This is a genomic window from Campylobacter concisus, from assembly GCF_003048605.1.
Lineage (GTDB): Bacteria > Campylobacterota > Campylobacteria > Campylobacterales > Campylobacteraceae > Campylobacter_A > Campylobacter_A concisus_BM.
The window spans coordinates 118,381-142,926 of the sequence record NZ_PIRX01000001.1 but is presented as its reverse complement, the minus strand read 5'-3'; the positions used below and the strand labels follow the sequence as shown (position 1 = coordinate 142,926).

The following is a 24,546-nucleotide window of genomic DNA, read 5'->3' as shown; positions in this document are numbered from 1 at the left end:
AAATGCAATATGTTGATATTCTTGCGCTAAAAAGCGAATTTATGAGAGTTTTGGCCCATCCTGTTAGGATTGGAATAGTTGAGGTTTTAGGTGATAAAAAGATGAGCGTAGGTGAAATTTGCGAGCTTTTAAATAAAGAACAAGCAACGGTTTCAAAGCATCTTGGGGTATTAAAAAATGGGGGAATTTTAAAAAGCGAGAAGTCCGGACTTAATGTTTTTTACTCGGTTGATATTTGCTGTTTGCCAAATTTTTTGGAATGTTTAAAAAATATTTTAGAGGAAAAAGCAGCCAAAAACTCAAAAAATGCAAGAGGTGTCATAAAAAGTCTAAGATAAATTTCTAAAATTTATTTTTTTTTAAACTTTATTTATTTAGAATGCGCGAAATTAATTTTAGCTGAAAGGACAAAAGATGAAATCAGATATGTGCCAGATGTGCCGCCTACTAAAAAACGCGTCGTCGAAAGACTAATCCCTAAGCACAGAATTTCTTTTTAAGTGCTTAGAAAAAGCTTAAGCGCTTAAAAAGAAATTTAACCTTCTAGCTTAAATTTATCCTTTTTTGGTGCTTGGCAAATTTTAAAAAAGGATAACAAATGAAAAAACTACTTCTTACCTCTTTAGTTGCCCTAGGCCTTAGCGTTAGCGCAAATGCTGCTGACAAGTCAAAAACAATAATCGTCGGTGCTACACCTATCCCACATGCTGAAATTTTAGAGGTTGTAAAGCCTATTTTGGCAAAAGATGGCTACACGCTTGAGATCAAAGAATTTAACGACTACACCACGCCAAACCTTGCGACAGAGGACGGCGACCTTGACGCAAATTTCTTTCAGCACATCCCATATCTTGAAGAATTTAACAAAAACAAAGGCACTCACCTTGTAAAAACAGTTGGCGTGCACCTCGAGCCAATGGGCGTTTATTCTAAAAAGATCAAAGACATAAAAGAGCTAAAAGATGGCGCAGTGGTCTCTATCCCAAATGACCCAACAAACGAGAGCCGCGCACTTGACATCGTAGCTAGCGCTGGACTTATCAAGCTAAATGACAACCCGCTAAAAACTCCGCTTGATATAGTTGATAACCCTAAAAAGCTTAAATTTGAAGAGATCGAGGCTGCTCAAGTGCCAAGAACGCTCGATGACGTTACTATCGCAGTTATCAACACAAACTACGCGCTAAATGCAAATTTAAATCCAACAAAAGACGCGCTTGTGATCGAGGGTAAAGATAGCCCATACGTAAACTACGTAGTTGTAAAAGCTGGCAACGAGAACAGCCCTAAAACTAAAGCCCTTGATAAAGCTATCAACTCACCAGAAGTTAAGAAATTTATCGAGACAAAGTATAACGGCGCTATCATCCCAGCGTTTTAATTAAATTTATAAAAAGCGACGTAAAAGCTTTTACCTTTTTAGCGTCGCTTTAAATCAAATCAAAAAAGGAAAAACAATGAAATTTATCAAACTTTTAACCGCATCTTTAGTTGCTCTAAGCCTTCATGCAGCCGACAAAGACCACACTATCACTGTTGGCGTCTCACCTGTGCCACACGCTGAAATTTTAGAATTTGTAAAACCAAAGCTAAAAGATAAAGGCTACGACCTTGTTATCTCTGAAATTTCAGACTATTCGATACCAAATGTCGCCACAGAAGATGGTAGCTTAGACGCAAATTTCTTTCAGCACTTGCCATATCTTGAGGAGCAAAACAAGGCTAGAGGCCTGCATCTTGTAAGCGTTGCGAGCGTGCATGTCGAACCACTTGGCTTTTACTCTAAAAAGATAAAAAATATAAAAGATCTAAAAGATGGCGCAAAAGTTGCGATCGCTTACGATCCGTCAAATGGCAACAGAGCGCTTAGAATTTTAGAAAAAGCCGGTCTTATAGAGATCGATAAAAACGTAAAAGTTGCAACTGTAAATGACATAACTAAAAATCCTAAGAATTTGCAGTTTGTCGAGCTAGAAGGTGCTCAGATCCCAAGAACGCTTGATGATGTCGATATCGCTGCTATTAGCACAAATTTCGTCCTTGATCTTGGCATGAGCGTGGCAAAAGACGCACTTTTACTTGAAGACGCCAATAGCCCTTATGCTAACATCATCGTCACAAGAGCTGGCAACGAAGAGAGTCCTAAGATCAAAGCTTTAGTTGATGCGGTTCTTAGCCCTGATACTAAAAATTTCATCATCACTCGCTACAAAGGCGAGGTTATACCTGCATTTTAAAAATTGGGCGAGCTTTCGCCCTACTTCTTTATAAATTTTTACTACCCCATTTAATTTAAATTTTATCACTCCATGTTGGTTACTATTAGTAAATAAAGCTTTGCTACAATGCCTAATTTTAAGATAAATTTCGGAGTAAAAATGCTACATGACATTATTGATTTTATCGTTTCAAGCGTGAGCAGCTGGGGATATGCTGGCATATTTGTGATGATGTTTCTGGAGAGCTCATTTTTTCCATTTCCAAGCGAAGTGGCGATGATACCAGCTGGATACCTAGCCCACAAAGGCGAGATGAGCCTAGCGCTTGCCTTTATCTCAGGCACGCTTGGTAGCTTGTTTGGTGCCATTTTTAACTACTATCTTTGCTACTTTTTTGGACGCGAGATCGTCTTAAAATACGGCAAATTTGTGGGCATCACTCACGAAAAGATGGATAAATTTGAAGCATTTTTTAATAAACACGGCGAAATTTCAACATTTAACTCACGCCTCATCCCAGGAATTCGTCAATACATCAGCCTGCCAGCTGGGCTTGCTAAGATGAATATTTTTAGATTTTGCCTATTTACCACACTTGGTGCTGGGATTTGGTGCGCGGTTTTGCTTGGAGTTGGCTACTTTCTAGGCTCAAATCCTGACAAACAGACACTTCTAACGATCACGATCGCTCTTTTGGCGGTGGTTGCGATAATAAGTGCTATCTATATATTAAAGCAAAGGAAGAGATAATACATATAAAAATACATAAAATTTAATGTATTTTGCAAATTTGGCTCAAATTTTTAGCTAAATTTAGCCTAGCAGATCGCTCTCATTTTTTCTAATCTAGCTAAATTCCTTGAAATTTTCTCCAGCTCACTTTGCTCGAAAACCTCCTCACCAGAGTAGAAAAATTTCACATTTGGAGTTAAATTTACACTTGAAATTTTAAGTCCAAGCTCACTTATAAGGCGCTTTATCGTTCCTTCGTTGCCGTCTATTATGCTTACATTTGAGGGCAAAATTTCTCTTAAGCTATCTTTAAAATAGTTAAAATGTGTGCAGCCAAGCACCAAAAAGTCAAATTTACTTAGATCAAATTTAGCTAGTTCTTCTTTTAGATATGACTTCACGTTTTCACTCTCAAATTCAGCCTTTTCAGCGAAATTTACAAGGCGGGGCAGAGCAAGCAGTTCGGTTTTATCTTTTGCGTTTAAATTTGTGATTAGATCTTTTAGTTTTGCGCCATTTACGGTGACTGGAGTGGCGATGACAAGCGTTTTTAGGGCATCATCATGGCTTAGATCGTGAGCCTTTTTTACAGCTGGCTCCATGCCGATGATCGGCACGCTTAAATTTGCTCTAAGCTCTTTTATCGCCACGCTTGTTGCAGTGTTGCACGCGACCACGACAGCTTTTGCGCCATTTTTAACAAGAAATTTCACCGCCTCAAAGCTAAATTTTAAGATCTCATCCCTGCTCTTTTGTCCGTATGGGACATTTTTCACGTCTGCGTAATATAAAAATTCATGCTCGCTAAGCTTGCTTAAAGCTTCGTTTAAGACGCTAAGTCCGCCAAGCCCCGAGTCAAATATACCTATCTTCATGCCCATCCTTAAAGCCTGCAATTATAGCAAATAATATCTTTGTAAGCCGTTTTTTATTATACTTTGGCTCATTTTAAAGTTGGAGCTAAATTTGGCAGTTGATAAGGTTATTTTCTATCTTTGCGCGACTTTGATCGCCATAAGCATCATTTTTTCACTATCCTTGCCAGTTTTTACAGTTTTATTTTTTAACTACGACGAATTTCACTTTTTTATCCGCCAGTTTGCAGTCGGCTGCATAGGAATTTTTCTCATGTGGTGGCTCTCTAGGCTAAATCCCGACAAAGCGCTTGTTTGGATAGGCTTTGGACTTCTTATCTCGTGCGGTATCGCTATGGGGCTCATGCACGCCTTGCCAGCTTCGATGGTGACTGACTCTGGAGGCGCTAGGCGCTGGATCAGGCTGCCAGGCTTCTCGCTTGCGCCTGTTGAGTTTTTCAAAGTCGGTTTTGTCTATTTTTTGGCGTGGAGCTTTACTAGAAAATTTAGCGACGGCAAGAGGACTTTGATGGCTGAGCTAAAGATACTTTTGCCTTATATCATTCTTTTTGGTATCGCTATCTTTCTTATCGCCGTTATGCAAAACGACCTTGGTCAGGTTGTAGTTTTGGCACTTACCTTTGTGACGATGGCGCTTTTTGCAGGGGCTAGCGTTAGGCTCTTTGGTATCGGTATCTTGGGCGCTGCCTTTGTCATGACGGTGGCGATAGTTAGCTCAGAGCACAGAATTTTACGTATAAAGTCATGGTGGGGCACGATACAAAATATGGTTCTCTCTTTCTTGCCAGATAGCGTGGCAAACGTGCTTAGAGTGGCAGACGCACCAGAGCCTTATCAAATTTCTCACTCACTAAATGCAATTAAACACGGCGAGTTTTTTGGCGAGGGGCTTGGAGCTGGGATATTTAAGCTTGGCTTTTTAAGCGAGGTGCATACAGACTTTGTGCTAGCTGGCATAGCTGAAGAGGTCGGTGTTTTTGGCATTTTATGCATAACAGCGATCTTTATCACGCTACTTTATAGGATATTTAGAATTTCAGCTAGGAGCGAAAACAAGGTCTATCACCTATTCTCACTTGGTATCGGGCTTATCTTGTCGTTTTCATTTTTGATGAATAGCTACGGCATCACATCGATCACGCCGATAAAAGGTATCGCTGTGCCATTTCTTAGCTATGGCGGCAGCTCCGTGCTTGCTATATGCATCGGCATCGGCATGGTCTTGATGGTTAGTAAAAAGGCAAAACTATGATAGTTATTTGTGGTGGCGGCACTGGCGGGCATTTGGCGATCGCTAGAAGCTTTTGTGAGGAGCTAAATAGACGAGGCATAAAGCCTATTTTTATCGGCTCAACTAGCGGTCAGGATAAATTTTGGTTTGAAAATGATGAGAAATTTGCAAAAAAATTCTTCTTACCAAGCAGTGGCGTAGTAAATAAAAGAGGCCTTGCCAAGCTAAAATCACTAACAAATATCATAAGCCTAGCGCTAAAATGCAAGCAAATTTTTAAAGAAAATGGCGTTAAAGCAGTCATCAGCGTGGGAGGCTACTCAGCAGCGCCAGCAGCCATAGCGGCCATCATCTCAAAAACGCCGCTTTTCATCCATGAGCAAAATGCCGTAACTGGCAAGCTAAATAAAATTTTAAAGCCATACGCAAAGGGCTTTTTTAGCTCTTATGATGAGCTCTCGCCCTGCCCTTACCCAGTGGCAAATAAATTTTTTGAAAGCCAAAGAGTTAGAAGCGAGCTAAAAACGATACTATTTTTAGGTGGCTCACAAGGCGCAAAAGCGATAAACGAGCTAGCTATAAATTTAGCCCCATATCTTAAAGAAAAAGGGATAAAGATCATTCATCAATGCGGCAAAAACGCCCTTGATGAGCTTAAAAAAAGATATGATGAGCTTGGCTTTAGCGAGGCAAATTTAGAAATTTTTGACTTTAGCAAAGAGATAGAAAAGAAGATGAGCGAGGCTGATCTTGCCATATCACGAGCTGGAGCTAGCTCACTTTGGGAGCTTTGCGCAAACGCCCTGCCATCTATCTTTGTGCCATTTCCTTATGCTGCTGGCAACCACCAATTTTATAACGCTAAATTTCTAAAAGATAAAGGCATAGCTGAAATTTGCCTGCAAAATGGTGAAAATTTAAACAAAGATGAAGTCATAAAAATGATCGAGAGCTTTGATCTAAACAAAAGCAGCAAAGCCCTAAAAGATATCCTTTTGCCAAACGGAGCAAAAGAGATAATGGATAAAATTTTAAGCTAGATCCTCGCCTATGGCGTAGGCTTTTAGCTCTCGTAGCTCGTAAATGAGATAGTGATAGATAAGCTCGTTTGTCTTTAGGCTTTTGCCTGAAAGCACTGGCTTTATCATCTCGATGATCCTATCTGTGATGCCTGCGATCTCAACCAAAAGTAGCTCATCGCCCCTTTGTTTTGCCACTCTTATGCAGTTATAAAAAAATGTATAGATAGTTTTAAAATTTTCCAAAACGACATTTGAGACGATCTGTGAGTCGAGATGTAAAATTTTATTCATCCTATTTTGTAGTTCCATAAGCTCTGCAAGTAGCCCTCTTATCATCACTGTGTCACCACTTCTTGAGAAGATACTCTTTTTCTTTTTTTTATTTTGTATCTGATATTCAGCGACTAAAATTTGCATGATATTTGAGATGTTTGTCAGGCTCTCTTGTAGGTTTTGATTAGTCTTTAGGCTCACTCCAGCCTTTTCTATCTTGTAGTATAGGCTTTTGTTTGTTTGGTCTAGGTATGAGCTGATGTTTTCGTAGTAATCTTCAGTGTTAAAGACATTTTTAAAAAAACTGCCCTCGTCTGTTGTGTTATAAAGTCTTTTTTTGATCTCTTCGACATTTTTATTAAAAGTAAGCGCATCGATCTTTGTCTCAGGCTCGACAACGCCGTTGTTTTCGATAACTTCCAAGTTTTTCTTAAGCGTATTTATCAGCTTATCAATCTCATTAAAATCCATTTTGCCTCTTTGAAATTTTTGGCTATTTTACTATAAAAAACTGAAGTTTTCGCTTGCAATTCTTAAAGAGATAAATTTATACTTCTTTTAATAAAATATCTCAAAAAAGGAGCAAAAATGAATGGCGAAGTTTTTAACGCTTGCATTATCGTAACATCCATAAAGCAAGCCTTAAAGTCAAATTTAGAGCTAAACTACAAAAGCGAAAAATTTATAAAAAGCCTAGTTTTTGACTATGTCTTAGGTGATGAGCCAGAAAAAAGAGAGCAAGCTAGCATAAATGAGTGGTTTAAGCACGCCTTAAAGCTTGGACTAAGCGACGTGAGATACACCACAAATTTGACAGTCTCTTCAGAGGAGCGCTCGCTGCAAGGCTTTTCAAACGTAAGCCACAAGTCGATTCTTTGCATTTATAAAGATAAGATGAGCTACTTCGTGCCCCACTGGAGCTTTAAAGAAGATAAAAAGGGCTGGGATGTCTGGGAGATAGTCTATAAAGAATTTAGCCTAGATGGCATGCCAGAAATTCAAAAATTTAGCGATAACACTTTGGAGTTTAAAGATATCCTAACAAGGATCTCTAAATTTGCAGATGAGATAGAGTGTGAGAATTTTGGTGACTGCTTTAGAAAGGGGCTAAAAGCGCTAAATGAGCCAGAAAAGATAGAGCAAAATATCCTAAACGCTCCACTTATGCCAAAGCTAAATTTGGCTCTTTTTACTGCGGCAAGTGCGGCTGATGTCTTTGGTGGTATGGGCTCATGGAACGACGACGCAGCGGGCTGGGCGCAGCATAAAAAACGTGCTAAAGAGTACGATGAGCTTAGCAGTGAGCTTTTTACCCAGATGCGAAAGGCCTTGCTTTTTGCCATAAATGAGTGGTAGCTAGCCGTTTATCTGGTAAATTCTTTTTCGCTGGCTTGAGCTGCCGATATTTAGAATTTTGCGGTATTTTGTGATGGTTCGACGAACGATTTGGATGTTAAATTTAGCTTGGATTAGCTCTTGGATTTTTAGATCAGAAAGAGGCTTTTTGTGGTCTTCATTTTTGATAAGCTCTAGCAAAAATTCCTTTATCGCGGCGTTTGAAGTCTCCTCGTCAAAGCCAGTTGCGAAGAAATTTTTAAGTGCGACCGTGCCTCTTGGAGAGCTTAGATATTTGTTTGCGATCGCTCTTGAGATGGTTGAAGGATTGCGTCCAAGCTCGTCAGCTAGGTCTTTTAGCTTCATAGGCTTTATGTCGCCACCCAAAAAGTAGTCATACTGATACTCAACTATCATGAGCCCTATCTTATAAAGTGTCGCCTTTCTCATCTCAAGGGCGTCTATGAGCTCGCTAGCCTCTTTTATGCGTGAGCTTACAAAGGCCTCTTTCTCGTCTAGTCCCTCGGTGTCGATAGAAATTTCTGGATAGTACTCGTCATTTATCTGCACGCTTATGCCACTACTTGTGCTTAGCACGAAGATATCAGGCACCGCCTCTTTTTCATCTTCAAGATATTCAATAGCTGGGGGATTTTTAAATTTCTTTATGATCTTTAGCGCGTCGTCATAAAATTTAAGCTTCCTAAGCTTCTCTATATTTTCAAAATTTAAGATGATCTTTCTTGCGCACTCTATGATCTCTTCACTCGCATCTGCCTCGCTTAGCTGAAACAAAAAGCTCTCTTTAACATCCTTTGCACCCACGCCACAGGGCTCAAGGTAGGCAAATCTCGCTCTAACTCGCTCCACCTCATTCTCATTAAAACCCGCAAAAATTTCATCATCATAAGAAAAATATCCCTCATCATCTAAACACTCAATGATCTTATATGCGATATCCTGGGACTTTTGCGTAGGGAAAAGTGGTGGATTTATCTGGCTAACGAGCTTTTCATAGAGGCTTTCTTTATAGATGCTTAAAGCCTCGATACTCTCGCTAACCGAGTTTTTGCTAACCTGCTCGAAAAAATTTCGCTTTTTTTCGCTTTTTTCTAAATTTTTATGTTCGATCGTGGCAAATGGATTATCTTTTATAAAAGGCTCAAGCGTCTCTTTTAGCTCATCAAGCCCGCTTTGAAGGATAGGAAGCCAGCTTCTTAGCGTTTGGTTTAGTTTGATCTTTGGCGCTAAAGTTTGCTTTTGCCTTAGCATCATCTACTCAAGTAGCTTAAATTCTTCGCCAAGATAGTGCGTTCTAACAAGCTTATTGTTTGCCACTTCGCTAGCACTGCCACTTGCTAGCAGCGAGCCATCTTTGATGACGTAGGCTCTGTCGCAAATGGCTAGTGTCTCACGGACGTTGTGGTCAGTTATCAAAACGCCGATACCTAGCTTTTTAAGGTCTCTAACGATGCTTTGGATGTCGCTAACTGCGATAGGATCGACGCCTGCAAATGGCTCATCAAGCAGCAAAAATTTTGGCTTTATGATGAGACTTCTAGCGATCTCACAGCGTCTGCGCTCGCCGCCACTTAGACTAACGCCCTTTCTTAGGCGGATAGGCTCGATGTTTAGCATATTTAGCATCTCATTTACTCTTTTAGAGATCTCTTCTTTGCTTTGATTTAAAATTTCAGCCCCAAGGAGTAAATTTTCTTCTACGCTTAGCTCTTTAAATATGCTTGATTCTTGCGGTAAATAGCCAATACCAAGGTGTGCTCTTTTGTGAAGTGGGACGTTTGTGATCTTTTCGTCATTTAAAAAAACATCTCCGCTAGTTGGTGAGATGAGCCCGCATATCATATAAAAAGTGGTCGTCTTTCCAGCGCCATTTGGCCCAAGAAGCCCCACCACTTCGCCACTATTTACCTCTAAAGATATACCTTTTATGATCTCACTTTTTTTTATCGTCTTTTTTAGATCTTTTACTTCTAGTTTATGCACTTATAACCTCGTATTTTCTGCCATTTTTGCTAGGAGAAATTTTTACTAATGTATAGCTCTCGCCGTTTTTCTTTAGAGCTTTTTCTAAATTTTCATCGCCCCACTCTACTAGATGAAGCCCCTCTTCAAACAAATTTTCAAAAAGGCCATTTTTAGCCATTCCGTCAAATCCGATCTGGTAAATGTCGTAGTGGTAGATATCTTTACCATAAATTTGCATCAAAGAAAATGTCGGCGACGTCACGCTCTCTTCTATGCCATGAGCCTTGATGATCGCCTTTACAAGCGTCGTTTTACCACTTGCCAGATCGCCACTTAGTAGCACCACGCCACTTTTTGGCAGCACCCGCACAAGCCCATCAAGCTCATTTTCTAAAAGCTCAAAAACCATCAAAGCTCTTTTACATATTCGCTTTGAGCGCTTTTTGGTATGCTTTTTGTAGTTGGGATCGCTAGCACCTCGTATCTCGCCTCACGAGCTAGAAATTTGATAGTGATGACATCGCCGATCTTTACATCTTTTGCCGCTTTTGCCTGCACGCCGTTGATGCTCACAACGCCGCTTTTGCACATATCTTCGCTAACGGCACGCCTTTTGGTGATATTTACTACGTTTAAAAATTTATCTACTCTCATGCGGCGGATTTTAACAAAAATAGCCTTAAATTTTTAATCCTTTAGATATTTTAAAAGCTCTTTTAAATTTAGAGGTATGACGCTGCCATGGGTTTCATTTTTAAAAAGCTCAAAGTGAGAATTTACCCCACTTTGCTTTAAAATTTGAGCTAGATCACTCGCCTTTAAAATGCCAGCTTTGTCTGTTTTGCCCTTTCTCTTTTCAAGCTCGCCAACGCTAAGAAAGACAAATTTGGCCTTTAGTTTCTCTTTAAATTTACCCTCACTCACGTTTTGCTTTAAAATTTCAGACTCACCCCACCAAAGAGATGGCGAAGCGATAAAGAAATTTGAAAATACGCCCTCATTTTTAAGCAAGGCATAAAGCGTAAAAAGCCCGCCAAAAGAGTGTCCATAAAGGCTCTTTTGGCTATTTTGCACATTAAATTTCTCATCGATTAGTGGCACTAAATTTCTAGTTAAAAAGTGGTAAAACGCATCTGCGCCACCACCCTTGCTAAACTCCTCGCCCTCTGCTTTTGGCGTGAGATCTCTTGTGCGTTTTTCTACCTCGTAGCTTTTGTCGCTGTCATATCCTATGCCTATTATTAGTGGTGCAGCCTTGCCATCAAATTCATTTAAAAGCATGTTAAACTGGGCGTTTGCGTCAAGCAAAAAAAGCACGTTTTTAAACTCATCTTGCCCCTTTAGCTTGGCTGTAAAAATTTTATAAATTTCATCATTTGCACTCATTTTAAAGGTTGAAATTTCAAATTTACTAGCAGCTTTTTGGCTAAGTGGCTCAGGCGTTTGTTGCGGAGCTGCTTGTAAAATTTGCGTCACACCAAGCGTAAAAAGCAAAAATTTAAAGGCTCTTACCATTTTGCAGCGACCTTAAACCAAAATCTCCTGCCCTCTTGCGGATACCAGTAGTAGTTGCCGTCGTCTGCTAGCGCCTCATCGTATCTTACTTTATCAAAGATGTTGTAGGCATTTAGGCTAAGCGTTAGGTGCTTGTTTGCGTCCCAGCTGACGCCTGTATCGAAGGTGAGTAGGTCTTTTGTGTTCTCTCTTACTCTGTTGCCAGCACCGAAATTTACGCTTGTTAGCTTGCTCTCGTAGTTTGCGCCAAAAAATGTCTTGACGCTTTTTACAGGCTTATATGTAAGCGTGGCGTGAAGTGTGTGCTCTGGCGTTGCTGTTAGGCTTTTGCCATCAAGTCTGTTAAGCCCAGTTTGGCTAAATTTCATAGGGCCATTTGGCGTATTTATCGTTGGGTTGCCAGTTTTTATCTTTGACTTATTATAGGTGTAGTTTGAGCTTAAATTTAGGTTTGAAAGGATGTCGTAGTCGCCACTTAGCTCTACACCCCAAACGGTCGCACCTTCTATGTTAAAGTAAGTTCCCCAACCAGGGCAAGTAACGTCTGGTGCATTTGTGCAAGTGCCAAAGGCTGGAATTCCATTTACTCTTTTGCTGCCATCAGTGTCTAGGATCTTATCTTTAAATTCATTTCTAAAAAGCGTTACCGAGCCTCTAAAATCAGCCTGATTGTCATAATACGCCCCAACTTCATAGGTTGTACTCTTTTCTGGTTTTAGGTCCTTGTTGCCAAAATCAACTATACTCCAAGCCTTTTGAATAGTGCCTACTTCTGGGGAAATTTGATTGACATTTGGCGTTTTATAGCCAGTCGCTACGCCGCCTTTTAAACTTAGCGTATCTGTGGCGTTATAGACTAAGTAGGCTCTTGGCGAGAGGTGGTTGCCAAAAAATTCGTTGTGCGTGAGCCTTGAGCCAAGCGTTAAAAAGAGCTTCTCATCTAAAATTTGCCACTCATCTTCGATAAATCCCGCATGCTCGCTCATCGAGTAGGTCTTTGGATCTTTTAAGCCGTTTCTTGAAGCGTTTGAGACGATGAAGGTTGTGCCTACATTTTGCTTGCTAAAGTCATAGCCAAAAGTTAGAGTATGTGCGCCAAAAAAGGTTGTAAATTTTGAGTTAAAGTTGTGATTTTTAGCTTTTGCTGGTATAAATTTGTCAAAAAGGCTTGTTCTTTGCGTCTCATCATAAATGTAGCTAAGATCGGCATTTAGACTATCAAATTCGCCAAGGTAGCCCACGCCGTAGCTCTTTTTCTCATAATCATAAGCGTTTAAAACCTTATTTGTTTTTATGGTAGCTGTTTTGCCAACGGTGCGCGAGTAGTCGTGTTTTTCGCTTGAGCCAAGGATGAAAAATTTATTGTGCTCATCTGGAGTGATCCAAAGTTTTGCGCTTAAATTTCTCTTATCGCTCTTTTGATAGCCGCCTTTGTAATTATCCTCATCTCTTAGCTTTTTATATCCCCAAAGCTGAAGCGCGAAAAGGTCCTTATAAAGAGGCAAATTTAGATAAAAGTCGCCTTGCCTGCCGTCGCCTATGCCTTTGTGAGTGTTTATCGTGGTTGAGATGCCGACGTTGCCACTAAATTTTGAAAAGTCCTTTTTAGTAATGATATTTATAACGCCTCCAACTGCGTCGCTACCATAAAGCGAGCTCATAGGGCCACGGATGATCTCTATACGCTCGATCGCTTCAGCTGGCGGGATGAAATTTGAGTTCATATCCCCTGCTCCGCCCTTTGGGTTTGCGCTACTTGAATTTACTCTTTTGCCATCAATTAAAACTAGCGTTTGAGACTTCTCCATGCCGCGTATCGAGATGCCACTAGCTGCCCCGTCCTCGCCACCAACGACATTTACACCTGGCACTTTTTGGGCGATTGAGTGAAGTGAGGTAAAGCTATCTTTTGTAAGCTCATCACCACTTAACACGCTGATGCTTGCAGGGGCTTCTTTGATCTGCTGCGAGAAGCCACTCGCACTTACTACGACGCCATCTAGCTTAGTTTCGTTGTTATCTTTCTCTACTGCATAGAGAGAATTTGCCACACAAGCGCTAAGGCAAATGGCGATAAATTTTGATCTATTCACGGATATCCTTTTGTTAAATTTAATCTTTGATAATGAAAGCGAAACGCAAATTTAACAAAGCAAGCATAAAAACAATATTAATTATCATAATTTTAAACAACAATGTAGAAAAAATTTATGAAAATAAAATTTAAATCAATCTAAGAGGAGCTAGACCCAAAGCGAGTCTAGCAAATTTGAAGTTATTTTGAAGCGACCATTTCGTTGTATGAGTTAAATATCTCTCTACTAAGATCTTCGAGCTTTCTAAACTCAGTGACAAAATGTTTTAAATTTTTCTCGTTATAGCCCTTGCCAGCTTCTGTCAAGATGGCTTTGATGTTTTTGTTAAACTCATCCACTAAATGGCGTGATTTTTCGTAAATTTTAGTGTGACTAAAGCTCTTTGCGCACTCATTTTCATACCACGCTACAAGATCGTCCGCGTCTTTTGCTATATCGTCGCCGTAGCCCTGCTCATTTACAGTGTCTGAATAAACGCCCACTTTATAAACGATGATAGCTATCTTTGCGATGATGCCAAAGGTCTTGTCTTCTACATATTTTGACCTTTGGGCTGTCTCTTTTGCATTTTGGTTAAAGCTAGCTAAAGTTTGTTTGAAATTTTCAACATTTGCTGTGGCGATCTTTGAAATTTCATCTATCTTTTTAGAATTTTCATCTATATCTTTGGCTTCTTGCTGAAGTGTTTGGATATTTACACCGATCTCGTGTGTTGCTTTTTGGGTATTTTCAGCTAATTTTCTAACCTCATCAGCGACAACTGCAAAGCCACGTCCATGCTCGCCTGCGCGTGCCGCCTCGATGGCTGCGTTTAGAGCTAGTAAATTTGTCTGCTCGGCTATATCTTTTATCAAATTTACAACCGAAGTGATGTCGTCTGTTCTACTATTTAGCGTGCTTATGGCGTGGCTTGAGCCCTCTATCAGCTCCTCAAGTGAGCTCATATTTACGCTTAGCTCATTGATGCTTTGCGTCGTATCCTCGGCGATTCTAGCCGTATCTTTTGCCATGAGTGCCATTTGGCTAAGGTTTTTGATACTCTCATTTAGATCGTTTCTAACATCTTCTATGCCGTCGTTGCCATTGCCAAGTGTGTCAAGTTCTTTTGAAAGCAGACCTCTTACTTTACTTTTGTGACTATCTTTTATGCCAGTTACGCCGTTGCTCATAGAGATGGCATTTTGTTTGAATATACCGCGAAACCCCTCTGTAAAGATATTTCTATATGTTAGTCCGCTTTGAGCAGCGTCTATTGAGGTTGAAATTTCTCTTTGAAGCGCCTCAACTTGATCAAGCAAGTCATTTATACCAAGTGCTACTTCATAAAGTGGGTCATTTTCTTTTACATTTACTATCCTAGGCTCTAATATGCCATTTCTAGCTGAGCCTACTACGCTTAAAATTTCATTTATAGAGTCAAGTTTTTTTCCAAACATATTATAGCCTTTGTAGGTTATTTACAAATTCATCATAACTTATATTTTTTTCTTTTAAAAATTCAGTTAAAAATTTCATCGAAGCATCCATGCCACCGCTCTTTTCTACCGATAATAACTTTTGATATATAGGCTCTATCACCTCGATCGCCTTTGGATTTGGCTTGCGTCTAACTGAGTAGTAGCCAACTGGATTATTTTGTACATCAAGCGAAGTTGTGATGTTTGCAAAGACCCAGTAATATCCACCATCAAAGCTTTTGTTTTTAACATAAGCAAAAATTTCTTCTTTATTTTTTATGCGCTCCCAAAGTAGCTTGAAAACAGCTCTTGGCATATCTGGGTGCCTTATGATGTTGTGCGGTTTGCCCAAGACCTCAGACTGCTTAGCGCCAACGATCTTTAAAAATGGCTCATTGCAGTATGTGATACGTCCCTTTAGATCGGTCTTTGAGACTAAAAAAGCACTCTCTTCGACCTTATGTTCTTTATTTTCAGACATCTTCTCTCCTTTAAGATTTTATTATTTTTTAGTTTTTAACGGCTTTTGATAGATCCCACATCGGCAAAAATATACCAAGAGCTAGTAAAAGCACCATCGCTGCTATAAAAACAAGCAATATCGGCTCGATATAGTTTGAGATGTTATCAATAATATCGTTAAATTTCATCCTGTAATAGTCAGTTACTTTTCCAGTCATATCATCTAAGCTACCGCTTTGCTCGCCAGCGCTTATCATCTGTATGAGCATATTTTCATATAAATTTGTATCTCTAAAGGCCTCCGTTAGGCTAACACCCCTACCAACAAGTATCTTAACGCCGCTTAGCTTCTTTTTGATATCCTTATTTGAGACCGTTATCACAGCCGTATCAAGGGCATCTGCTATAGGCAAACCAGCTCGAACAAGCTCTGTAAAGATGAGGTTAAACCTGCTCATATTTGAATAAAATATGATCTTACCAATGAGATAGACTTTCAAAAGGTATTTATCGACCTTATCTTGAAATTCTTCACTATCAAGGTAGTATTTTCTAAGCAAATATCCGATAAATGCAAGTGCTCCAAGGATATAAAAGCCGTAGTTTGTCATGACGTATTCGATATTTAGCAAAATTTTAGTTGGCAGTGGTAGCTCTGCATTTAACTGCTCAAAAATTTCTCTAAACTGCGGCACAACAAGTATCATAAGGATGACAAAGGCTATGATGATCGCGCAGATGACTGTTATCGGGTAGCGGATAGCTTTTTTAAATTTTTGCTGATTGTCCCAGACCTCTTGCAAGATAGAGGCGAGCTTTGCAAGCGCGTCAGCCATATTACCAGTGCTCTCACCAAGCCTTATCATCGCTAGCGTCACGTCGCCAAGCTCTTCTTTAAAATTTTCTATGCTATTTGTGAGGCTTGAGCCTTGATTTAGCTCCTCATCTATGGTTTGAAATATAAATTTCAGGCGCTTATCCTCGGTGGAGTTTGCAACCTCTTTAATGCTATCGTGGATAGAAATTCCAGCATTTGTCATAACGCTAAGCTGTCTTATAGTGGCAACTAAATTTGGGATTTTGACCTTTGGACTAGTAAAAGCCTTTGCGATCACATTTTGTAAATTTTCAAAGTTATTTATGCTAGAAGTTTGCGTCTCTTTAATCTTGACGATCATGCCAGTAACATTTGCTTTATCTTTGATCTCGCTTTTATTGTTCGCTCTTAGGCTCATCTTATGGCGTTTGCCGTTTTGGATGTACTCAACCTCAAAGTATTTCATATCTTAGCAACCCTATAAACTTCTTCAAGCGTAGTTATGCCATTTGCCGCTCTTATGACGCCATCATGAAACATATCTATAAAGCCCTCTTCGTAGGCTACGCTTTTAAGCTCATCTTTAGAAGCGCCATTTGCGACCATACTTGCTATATGGTCACTAATAGGCAAAATTTCACTTATCATCTCACGCCCTAGATATCCAGTTTGCGAGCATTGCGGACATCCGACACTTTTATAAAACTGGTAGTTTTCAGGGACAAATTTCTTAACCTCGTCAAATGCCTTTTGAGATAGAGTGATCTTTTGTTTGCAGTGTGGGCAGAGCTTTCTAACTAGCCTTTGAGCCTCTATGCAAACGAGCGCGCCACTTACTAGATAAGGCTCGATGCCCATATCTATCATACGAGGAAGCGCGCTAATGGCGTCATTTGTGTGAAGTGTAGAAAAGACAAGGTGACCAGTAAGTGCCGCTTGTATCGCTATGCGAAGCGTCTCTTGATCCCTGATCTCGCCTATCATTATAACATCTGGGTCTTGTCTCAAAATAGAACGGAGCGCTGAAACAAAGGTAAGTCCAGCCTTTTCATTTACATGCACTTGTTGGATCATATTTAGCTGATACTCAACTGGGTCTTCAACTGTTATGATCTTAGTTTTTACGCTTTTTATATCATTTAGCGCACCATAAAGTGTAGTAGTCTTACCTGATCCTGTTGGACCAGTGACTAAAATGATACCATAAGGTGCTTTCATGCTCTTTTTAAATTTGGCAAAGTTGTCTGGGTGCATGCCGAGGTCTTCTAAATTTATAATGACCTTTGACTTATCAAGAATTCTTAAAACTATACTTTCGCCATTTAATATAGGTAGCGTCGAGATACGAAAATCATACTCTTTGTCTAAAATTTGAGCTGAAAATCTACCATCTTGTGGGCGGCGGCGCTCTGCGATGTCCATGTTTGATAGTAGCTTCATACGGCTAACCATCGGCGGATAGATATCTTTATCAAATATAAATGTCTCACTTAGCATGCCATCGATCCTGCTTCTTACGATGCAGTTTGTCTCGGTTGGCTCGATGTGGATGTCGCTGGCTCTGCTTTGGATAGATGTTTTTAAGATGATCTCGATTAGCTTTAAAATTCCAGAGTTTTCACTGTTTTGCCCTTGGCTAGCCGAGCTTGAAAGCTCTCTTCTGATCTCTGTTATCACATCTTTTATGCTCTCATTTAGTGCTAGCTTGCTTATATATTTTTCTATCTGAGTTGGCTGAGCTATGGCAACTTTTAGCAGTTTTCTATTAAATAAATTTTGCACCTTATCTTGAGCCATAACGTCAAATGGATTTTTAAAAGCGACATATACGCTTATCTCATCTTCTTTTACTGGGATCGCGCTATATGTCTTTAGCTGAGCGGTGCTTAGTTTTTCGCTTATGCGGTAGTCGATGTCGATATCATCAAGATCAAAGTATAAAACCTTAAATTTCTCGCTTATAAATTTAACAAAAGCCTTGATATCAAGCTCAAGGTCGTTTGAAATTTCATCGATATTTACATGCCCTCTCCTATAAATATCAGACAAAATTTCCATAAAGTCATCGTCATTTAGTAAATTTTCATCTCTTAAAATTTTAACAAGGCCTTTGTCTTCTTGCTCGCTTATCTGCTTTATCTTTTCTATATCTGATGTGCTTAGTTTGCCGTTTTGTTCTATATTTTTTAAGATTACATTTTCTACATTTTTCATTATCTATACTCTATTTGTGATTTCAGGTCGTTATTTTTAAAAATTTTAAGCACTAACTTTGGTATTTGTCCATTTGTCGGACTGATCTCATACCTCGTGTCAGAGTTTGGCTCTTCAAAGATAAATGTGCCAAGCTCTTCAACATACTCTTTTTTTACAAATTTATCAAACAAAAATGAAAGTATATAATCACTCTTTGGAAGCCTGATATAGCTTATATCAACGCCATCTATCATAGCGTGAAATAAGAGCTTTTTCTTAAATAAGATGTCAGCAAAATAGGCAGCATTTTCTCTTGATTTTTCGCTCTTTACTAGCTTATCAATCGGAGTTGCTAGCCTGTTTAGATCGTTCATCTTTATGCAAGCGATGCCAAACATAGAAATTTGCTCTTCATTATTTTGTGTTTTTAAAAAGTCCTCAACCTTTTGGTTGCAGACTTTTGCGTAGTTTGCGCTGTTAAAGTCATCCCTAATCTCAGTTAGGCTAACAGCAAAAACTTCACAAACAAAAACCAAAAAAATAGCAAAAAATTTCATAATGTTCCACTTTTTATCTTATTTATAAGCTCATTTATCGAAGCTTTGTTTAAGTTTTTATTATACTCCCTTAGAGCTTTTACGGCATCATCGCTTTGCTTTAGCTTATATTTTGACTTTGCAAAGATGATCCACGACTCCTCTAAGCTATTATCTATATCGTTTGCAGCAAGCGACCACTTTATAGCTTCTTTGAAATTATTATTTCTAAAATTTAATCTCGCAAGCTCAAGTGCAATAGTTGGATTATTTGTCTTTAAAAATTGTTCTCTTAGCACGCTCTCTTCATTTGATGCTGAAGTTACTTGTATATTTACACGCTTTCTAGCTGGCTTTGACTCAAGATCTATCACTTCATCTTGTGGCATGCTTATGCCATTTATACCATTTTGTTCGGTAAGTGGCTCTTCATCAGGGATATTTAGCTTAAGCCAACCTTGTGAGCTTCTTTGCCTTTTTGGGTCATTTTTCGAAGTATCGTTTGTCTCGTTTATCTTTACAACCTCTTCAAGCTTTTTAGCTATCTTATCAGCTAGCTCATCTTGCTTTTTACCCTCTTCAAATTTAGTCTTAGCAACCTCACTCTTTTGCTTTAGCTCACTAAGAACGCTTACATTTGTCTCATTTTTTTCTACCATTTTTACTGTGGTTGCATTTTTGGCTAAAACTTTATCGCTTTTATTAGCAAGACTTGGAGCTTTTTCTATGCTAAGCACTATCAACGCAGCTAGCAAAATGATGATAAACAAAAGCTCGATGATTAAAATTTTAGAGTTTTTGGCATTAAAAATTTTATGCAAAAAGCCACCATTTTTTTTCTTGTAGCTCTCATAAAGCTTTTCTAGTCTTTGAATTTCTTGTGGTTCAAGCATCGATTAGCCCCGCATCAAGTGCAGCCATGGTAAGTATCATGATATTTGCCTTATCGCCGCTAAGTTTTGAAGGCTGATACTGCTCGTAGTATTCGCAAATTTCATAGAATTTATACATTATCTTGTTTAGTGTTCTTAAATTTCCGCCGCAAAATGAGTAGGCGCACTCGTAATCTTTTTTGTCAAATTTAAGGTATTTATCATAGTTTTTTTGACTAAGTTTTCTTTGCAAGTAGATGATGATCTCATTTACATCAGCGCTACTTAGCTCGATGCTCTCCCAGATCCTAGTCTGAAAATAATCTTTTGCCAAAATATCTTCGTTTTCGGTTTTGTGTATCGTAAAGAGAAATTTAAACATCCTAGTATCAGCCATAAGCCTTATCTTCTCGATAAGCTCAGTCGGATAGAGCTGCGCTTCATCTAGTATAACCGTCATTTGATTTTTTAAAATTTCATCTTTACCGCTAAAGTCTTTTGAATAAAATTTTATAAAGCTCTCAAAGTTGTTTATATCTTCAAGCTTTTTGCCATAAATTTGCTCACAAAGTGCTTCGATAAATGTCGCCTCGCTAAAAAATGGATGCGGGAAAAAGATGAGACTTTTATCCTCTTTTAGATCATTTGCGATCTTGTTTAGCAAAAAGGTCTTGCCGCTACCTGGCTTGCCATAAAATAAGATGAGCTTTAGTGGCTTTTTTAGGGCTAAAACTATCTTGTTGTAGCAGCTTATAGAATTGTCTAAATTTACGAAATTTAAACTCTCGTCTTCATCTATGAAAACATCTTTTATATGTGTATAAATATTTTCGTTACTCATAGATCGATTTAGAAAATCCTAGATCTTTTAGCGACTGCTGAACTGGTTTTGGATCTTCAAGATCAACAACTCTTGGCGTGATGACAAAGATAAGCTCAGTAGTTTTTACGCCATCTCTTGTGCTTTTAAAGACACTTCCTATCAAAGGTATATCAGCTAGAAGTGGCACAGCTGTATTTTGCTTATTTTTAGTCTGTCCGATAAGACCACCAAGTATGATAGTATCGCCACTATTTACTTGAACAACTGTTGAGAGTTTTTTCTGAACGGTGTCAGGCGCTATCTCTCTAATAGAGGTGTTTTGACCTCTTGTGTCGTCTTCTGCATACTTAAAGCTGCTTAAGCTTGGGTTGATGCGAAGCATGATCTTGTTGTTATCTGAAACTTCTGGAAGCAAATTTAACAAGATACCGATAAATACAGAGTATTGCTTATAAGTTGTTGTAAGCCTGTTGTTATTGTTATTGTTGCTACCATTATCTGTCTCTTCCATTACGCGGTAGTTTATATTATCACCCACGGAGATTAGTGCTTGTTGGTTGTTTAGAGTGGTTACTTTTGGACTTGAAACAACCTTTGTTTTGCCATTTGTTTCAAGGAAATTTATCATACCATCAAGGCTAAAGTTTAAATTTGCAGCGATATTTAGTGTGCGACCAAAGCCATCGCTTAAGCTGTTGCCCTTGTTTGTCCAGATTGCACTTGAGCCGGTGTTAGAGCCTGGGTTGCCTATATATGAGTTAAATCCAAGCTCAAATTTACTCCAATCAACACCTTGCTTATACTCATTATTTAGATCAACTGCAATGATAGAAACATCGATGATGACTTGTTTTTTAAGTCTTCTTTGCATCTCCGCTATATATTTTTCAACGCGTTTTAGCTGTGACGGGGTAGCAGTAACCGTGATAAGTCCAGCATTTTGGTTTATGATAGGATCTGGCGCGGTGATGTGCTCACTGCTATTATTTAAGATAGCTTTTAGCTCAGCATCAAGCTTCTCCCAAAAGTCAAATTTCTCAGTTGTTCTTATCAAGTTGTTTTCATTTTTTATGTCGTTTGAGCTAGTATCACTGCTTGAGCTATTGCCTACTTCTGACGGAGAGGCATCAACTGAAGCTTTTGTGATAGCTGTGCCCTCACGGATAGAGGTAATATAGTCTATTTTAAAAATTTTTGTTTGAAGCGATGAGATTTTTAAGACATTATTTGAAAACTCATAGCTTAAATTTTTCTCGTTTAAAAGCAGATCAAAGACTTCGCTTAGGCTCATATTTCTTATATTTACGCCAAAGACTTTATCATCAAGCTCTTTTTTACTATAAGCATCTTTTGCAACGATACTAAAATCACACATTTCAGAGAGCTGATTTAAAACATCTCCAAGACTTATATCGTCTGTGATCTTCATACTAAAATTTTTACTCAAGCATGTGCTTGGTTTTGCCATTATAGGGGTAGCTAAAAATGAAGCCAACGCCGCAGTTATAATAAATTTACTTAATTTTGATACCAACATTTTTACTTCCATTTTTAAGAGTTAGTTCTTGTTTTTCATCATCTTTTACAATGATAACCTTGTTATTTTGAACACTTGTGATATTGTAATCATCAATCATATCTCCCACTTTATACCACTTGCCATTTATATTTGCTTTATTTAGCAAAATGGCCTTTAGCATAAACCCCCTTGCAGAAGAGTATTTTGTAGTGTTTTGATCGCCTTTTGGAGCAACTGGCAAATTTAGCTTGAAAGGATCTTGCAAGCTAGAAATTTCACCGCTATTAAGCCCTTTTCTTTGCTCTTTTATCTTAACAAAAACTTCATCATAGTTTTTCATCTCGCCTTCAAACTCACTGCCAAATAGGCTTAGAGCTAAAATTAAAAATAAACCAAATTTTTTCATCAGTACTTCATGCCCCACACAGAGATAGAGAGCTTAGCTCCTAGATCTTTTTGAGTGGAATTTATATCCATCTTGTGAAGATCTACTACGAGTTTTGACTCTTCAAGTCCGTTTATATAGCTAAGCATATCTTTAAAATTTCCAAGACAAGTGACATCTATATTTAAAATTTGCTCTATCTTTTGGAAATTTGGCTCTTTTATATCACTTTTAAGCTCTAAAATTTTTATATTATTTTGTTTTGCCAAAAGCACGATACTATCTATATAGTTTGCCCAGTTTTGATTGTCAAAAAGCAAAAAAGAAAGCTCTTTAAGCTTTGAATCAAAATAGGTATTAAATTTCAAAATATTCGTGTAGCGAAGTTTTAGATTGCTTAAATTTCTATTTTCTTCGTTTATCTTAAAATTTCTATCGCCATCAGGGGAGCTCACTGAGGCTAGATAGTTTCTAGTGTTTTCTAGTTTTGTAGAAATTCTCGTGTGTTTATCAAGCTTTTCATCAAAGAAATTTTGCGCAGGATCAAAGCATAGCATATAGACAAGATAGGCTATAATAAGCGCTGAGCCAAGAAAAATGAGGTTTGTTTCGTTTGGCTTTTTACCATCAAAGTATTGATCTATTTTGCTTAAAATATCTTGTCTCATTGTCTAATCTCTATGCTTATGTTACTTTCATACTCGTGTTTAGCGTCATCTGAACGAATTTTTTTAGTATTTACCAAGTATTTTTCATCTTTGCTGATATCTTTAATCAACTGGGTTATCCTTTTTTCATTATCGCTAACTGCAGTTATAGTCAAATTTCTATCGTTATTTACGATGTTTGTGATATGAACTGCGTTTAGATTTAAAATATCGGTAATTTTAAAAAGATTTAAACCCTTCATAGCGTAATTATCTTTTTTATTTTCGATCTCAGCAAGCAGACCTTTTCTAAAATTTAGCTTTTCATTCTCTTTTTGAGTCTGTTCTTTTACCGCCTCTTGTTCTCTTGAAATTTTAGCTAGCGTCTCTTTTATCTGCATCTCTTGTGCGTTTAGGACACTATATTCGTCATTTAGTCTTGTGCTGTCTTTTTCTAAAACAAGACCAGCTATGTAGTTGTAAGCTGGATATAACATACTTAGCGCAAATGCCGCAGCACAAGTGAGCAAAAATTTACCACTTTTTCTTTTGACAAATGGATCTGGACGGAGCATATTTGAGAGGTTAAAATTCTCATAAAATGGCTCTTTGGTATAAAATCTACCAAATAAAGCCATAATGTTATAACGCTCGTTTATAGTATAGTTTTTGTTGTTTATCGCAACTTTTATGTTTATATACTCTGCATCCAAACCAAGCTTGGTTGAGATAAAATTTGCAAAATTTTTGATCTCATAGTCGCAATCTATGTAAATTTTCTTTATGGCTATGCCATTTTGGCTATTTATAATGTTTAAAATATCGTTAAAGTAAAAGATATAATCTTCAAAAACTGTGTTTAGATCGTAGTTAAAGCCATCATCGTCTTTATTTACAAGTCCTCTTTGAGACAAAACTTCGATAAATTTTTCATCGCTCAAGCGATCGCCGCTTTGCTCCAAGAATTTATCTTTAAGATAGTTTAAGTTATAGCGAATTTCTCTAGCAGTAAAAAAATCACCATCTAAATATATACTTAAAAATGATTCATCTTTTCTAAGCGCGATAAAGCAGTCTGCTTGTGTGCTAGGCAGCAAGCCTTTTTTATAAATAGCAGAGTAGATCAAAGGCTCAGGCGCAAGATAATCGATATATGGGACCTTTTTTGCAACCGCTTTAAAGGTTGAATTTATATCTTCATTTGTGATAGCAAAAACGGTAAAAATTCTCTCTTGAGCTTTTGTAGTGCCTTCTGAGAAAAATATCTTATTGTCAAGCGCTGGATCAAGTGTGAGCTCTGCATAGGCCTTTGAATAAAGCTCCTCATAGAGGGTGTCGCTATCAACGCTTCTAGGGATAAAAATAGTTGTTGTTTTTAAGTCTTTAAATTTTATATATGAGATGAAAAAGTCGCGTTTATTGACTGTTTTTGAAAAGTTAAAAGCTTCTACATTGCTGTTGTGATAACGAAATCCTTTATAGTCATACGGATCTAGCGCAACTATAGAAATTTCACTATTTTTTTTAATATTCATCATGAATCAAAAA

The 24,546-nt window shown here is 38.2% G+C and carries 26 protein-coding genes; 7 read left to right on the top strand and 19 right to left on the bottom strand.

Annotation, left to right across the window (positions count from 1 at the left end; translation table 11 throughout):
• Positions 1–2: 2 nt before the first annotated feature.
• The 4 genes from CVS86_RS00745 to CVS86_RS00730 all read left to right on the top strand — a co-directional run bounded on the left by CVS86_RS00745 (position 3) and on the right by CVS86_RS00730 (position 2,969).
• Positions 3–338: an ArsR/SmtB family transcription factor gene (locus tag CVS86_RS00745; protein ID WP_103599125.1), complete on the top strand. Its 336-nt coding sequence runs from the start codon at positions 3–5 to the stop codon at positions 336–338.
• A gap of 260 nt (positions 339–598) precedes the next feature.
• Positions 599–1,381 (top strand): MetQ/NlpA family ABC transporter substrate-binding protein, encoded by a 783-nt coding sequence (locus CVS86_RS00740; RefSeq protein ID WP_002940462.1) that lies wholly within the window; start codon positions 599–601, stop codon positions 1,379–1,381.
• Between the two features lie 76 nt (positions 1,382–1,457).
• Positions 1,458–2,237 carry a MetQ/NlpA family ABC transporter substrate-binding protein gene (locus CVS86_RS00735; protein ID WP_107790651.1) on the top strand — a complete coding sequence of 260 codons (780 nt, stop codon included), beginning with the start codon at positions 1,458–1,460 and terminating at the stop codon, positions 2,235–2,237.
• Between the two features lie 141 nt (positions 2,238–2,378).
• On the top strand, positions 2,379–2,969 hold the full coding sequence (locus CVS86_RS00730; RefSeq protein ID WP_107790714.1) for a DedA family protein: 591 nt from the start codon (positions 2,379–2,381) through the stop codon (positions 2,967–2,969).
• 68 nt (positions 2,970–3,037) lie between these two features.
• Here CVS86_RS00730 and murI read toward each other — a convergent pair whose 3' ends face one another.
• A complete protein-coding gene (murI, locus tag CVS86_RS00725) occupies positions 3,038–3,826 on the bottom strand; it encodes a glutamate racemase (RefSeq protein WP_107790650.1) in 789 nt (262 codons plus the stop codon).
• A 91-nt stretch (positions 3,827–3,917) separates the two neighbouring features.
• On the opposite strand from murI, the gene CVS86_RS00720 reads away from it, so the two are divergent.
• The gene (locus tag CVS86_RS00720) at positions 3,918–5,078 is read left to right on the top strand and encodes an FtsW/RodA/SpoVE family cell cycle protein (protein WP_009293817.1); all 1,161 of its coding nucleotides are present in this window, start codon (positions 3,918–3,920) and stop codon (positions 5,076–5,078) included.
• Positions 5,075–6,097 carry an undecaprenyldiphospho-muramoylpentapeptide beta-N-acetylglucosaminyltransferase gene (gene murG, locus CVS86_RS00715; RefSeq protein WP_107790649.1) on the top strand — a complete coding sequence of 341 codons (1,023 nt, stop codon included), beginning with the start codon at positions 5,075–5,077 and terminating at the stop codon, positions 6,095–6,097. The genes CVS86_RS00720 and murG overlap by 4 nt, the downstream gene beginning before the upstream one ends.
• Here the strand turns inward: murG and CVS86_RS00710 are convergent.
• Positions 6,089–6,823: an imidazole glycerol phosphate synthase gene (locus tag CVS86_RS00710; RefSeq protein ID WP_107790648.1), complete on the bottom strand. Its 735-nt coding sequence runs from the start codon at positions 6,821–6,823 to the stop codon at positions 6,089–6,091. The genes murG and CVS86_RS00710 overlap by 9 nt on opposite strands.
• A gap of 117 nt (positions 6,824–6,940) precedes the next feature.
• On the opposite strand from CVS86_RS00710, the gene CVS86_RS00705 reads away from it, so the two are divergent.
• Positions 6,941–7,708, top strand: a complete 768-nt coding sequence (locus CVS86_RS00705) for a hypothetical protein (RefSeq protein ID WP_107790647.1) — start codon at positions 6,941–6,943, stop codon at positions 7,706–7,708.
• Here the strand turns inward: CVS86_RS00705 and CVS86_RS00700 are convergent, their stop codons facing one another.
• The 17 genes from CVS86_RS00700 to CVS86_RS00620 form a co-directional block, all read right to left on the bottom strand.
• On the bottom strand, positions 7,709–8,959 hold the full coding sequence (locus CVS86_RS00700) for an RNA polymerase factor sigma-54 (RefSeq protein WP_234399206.1): 1,251 nt from the start codon (positions 8,957–8,959) through the stop codon (positions 7,709–7,711).
• Between the two features lie 3 nt (positions 8,960–8,962).
• The gene (lptB, locus tag CVS86_RS00695; protein ID WP_009293825.1) at positions 8,963–9,691 is read right to left on the bottom strand and encodes an LPS export ABC transporter ATP-binding protein; all 729 of its coding nucleotides are present in this window, start codon (positions 9,689–9,691) and stop codon (positions 8,963–8,965) included.
• The gene (gene tsaE / locus CVS86_RS00690; RefSeq protein WP_107790645.1) at positions 9,684–10,082 is read right to left on the bottom strand and encodes a tRNA (adenosine(37)-N6)-threonylcarbamoyltransferase complex ATPase subunit type 1 TsaE; all 399 of its coding nucleotides are present in this window, start codon (positions 10,080–10,082) and stop codon (positions 9,684–9,686) included. Before tsaE ends, lptB begins: the two co-directional genes overlap by 8 nt.
• Positions 10,082–10,327, bottom strand: coding sequence for an RNA-binding S4 domain-containing protein (locus tag CVS86_RS00685; RefSeq protein WP_002940508.1), 246 nt, complete (start codon positions 10,325–10,327; stop codon positions 10,082–10,084). The genes tsaE and CVS86_RS00685 overlap by 1 nt, the downstream gene beginning before the upstream one ends.
• Positions 10,328–10,360: 33 nt before the next feature.
• Positions 10,361–11,188 (bottom strand): alpha/beta hydrolase, encoded by an 828-nt coding sequence (locus CVS86_RS00680; protein WP_107790644.1) that lies wholly within the window; start codon positions 11,186–11,188, stop codon positions 10,361–10,363.
• A complete protein-coding gene (locus CVS86_RS00675) occupies positions 11,182–13,281 on the bottom strand; it encodes a TonB-dependent receptor domain-containing protein (protein WP_107790643.1) in 2,100 nt (699 codons plus the stop codon). Before CVS86_RS00675 ends, CVS86_RS00680 begins: the two co-directional genes overlap by 7 nt.
• A 182-nt stretch (positions 13,282–13,463) precedes the next feature.
• Positions 13,464–14,228, bottom strand: a complete 765-nt coding sequence (locus CVS86_RS10195; protein ID WP_413784218.1) for a methyl-accepting chemotaxis protein — start codon at positions 14,226–14,228, stop codon at positions 13,464–13,466.
• Between the two features lie 493 nt (positions 14,229–14,721).
• Positions 14,722–15,222 (bottom strand): PAS domain-containing protein, encoded by a 501-nt coding sequence (locus CVS86_RS00665; protein WP_107790642.1) that lies wholly within the window; start codon positions 15,220–15,222, stop codon positions 14,722–14,724.
• Between the two features lie 28 nt (positions 15,223–15,250).
• A complete protein-coding gene (locus tag CVS86_RS00660; RefSeq protein WP_107790641.1) occupies positions 15,251–16,486 on the bottom strand; it encodes a type II secretion system F family protein in 1,236 nt (411 codons plus the stop codon).
• Complete coding sequence (locus CVS86_RS00655) at positions 16,483–18,234, bottom strand: GspE/PulE family protein (RefSeq protein WP_107790640.1); 1,752 nt, start codon at positions 18,232–18,234, stop codon at positions 16,483–16,485. The genes CVS86_RS00660 and CVS86_RS00655 overlap by 4 nt, the downstream gene beginning before the upstream one ends.
• Positions 18,234–18,773, bottom strand: coding sequence for a hypothetical protein (locus CVS86_RS00650; protein WP_021089183.1), 540 nt, complete (start codon positions 18,771–18,773; stop codon positions 18,234–18,236). The genes CVS86_RS00655 and CVS86_RS00650 overlap by 1 nt, the downstream gene beginning before the upstream one ends.
• The gene (locus CVS86_RS00645; RefSeq protein WP_107790639.1) at positions 18,770–19,645 is read right to left on the bottom strand and encodes a CDC27 family protein; all 876 of its coding nucleotides are present in this window, start codon (positions 19,643–19,645) and stop codon (positions 18,770–18,772) included. Before CVS86_RS00645 ends, CVS86_RS00650 begins: the two co-directional genes overlap by 4 nt.
• The gene (locus CVS86_RS00640) at positions 19,638–20,465 is read right to left on the bottom strand and encodes an ATP-binding protein (RefSeq protein WP_107790638.1); all 828 of its coding nucleotides are present in this window, start codon (positions 20,463–20,465) and stop codon (positions 19,638–19,640) included. The genes CVS86_RS00645 and CVS86_RS00640 overlap by 8 nt, the downstream gene beginning before the upstream one ends.
• On the bottom strand, positions 20,458–21,984 hold the full coding sequence (gene mshL, locus CVS86_RS00635) for a pilus (MSHA type) biogenesis protein MshL (protein ID WP_107790637.1): 1,527 nt from the start codon (positions 21,982–21,984) through the stop codon (positions 20,458–20,460). Before mshL ends, CVS86_RS00640 begins: the two co-directional genes overlap by 8 nt.
• Positions 21,962–22,372, bottom strand: coding sequence for a hypothetical protein (locus CVS86_RS00630; protein WP_107790636.1), 411 nt, complete (start codon positions 22,370–22,372; stop codon positions 21,962–21,964). The genes mshL and CVS86_RS00630 overlap by 23 nt, the downstream gene beginning before the upstream one ends.
• Positions 22,372–23,019 carry a pilus assembly protein PilO gene (locus CVS86_RS00625; RefSeq protein WP_107790635.1) on the bottom strand — a complete coding sequence of 216 codons (648 nt, stop codon included), beginning with the start codon at positions 23,017–23,019 and terminating at the stop codon, positions 22,372–22,374. The genes CVS86_RS00630 and CVS86_RS00625 overlap by 1 nt, the downstream gene beginning before the upstream one ends.
• Entirely contained in the window at positions 23,016–24,536 is a 1,521-nt protein-coding gene (locus CVS86_RS00620) for a C4-dicarboxylate ABC transporter (RefSeq protein ID WP_107790634.1), read from the bottom strand. Before CVS86_RS00620 ends, CVS86_RS00625 begins: the two co-directional genes overlap by 4 nt.
• Positions 24,537–24,546 lie beyond the last annotated feature (10 nt).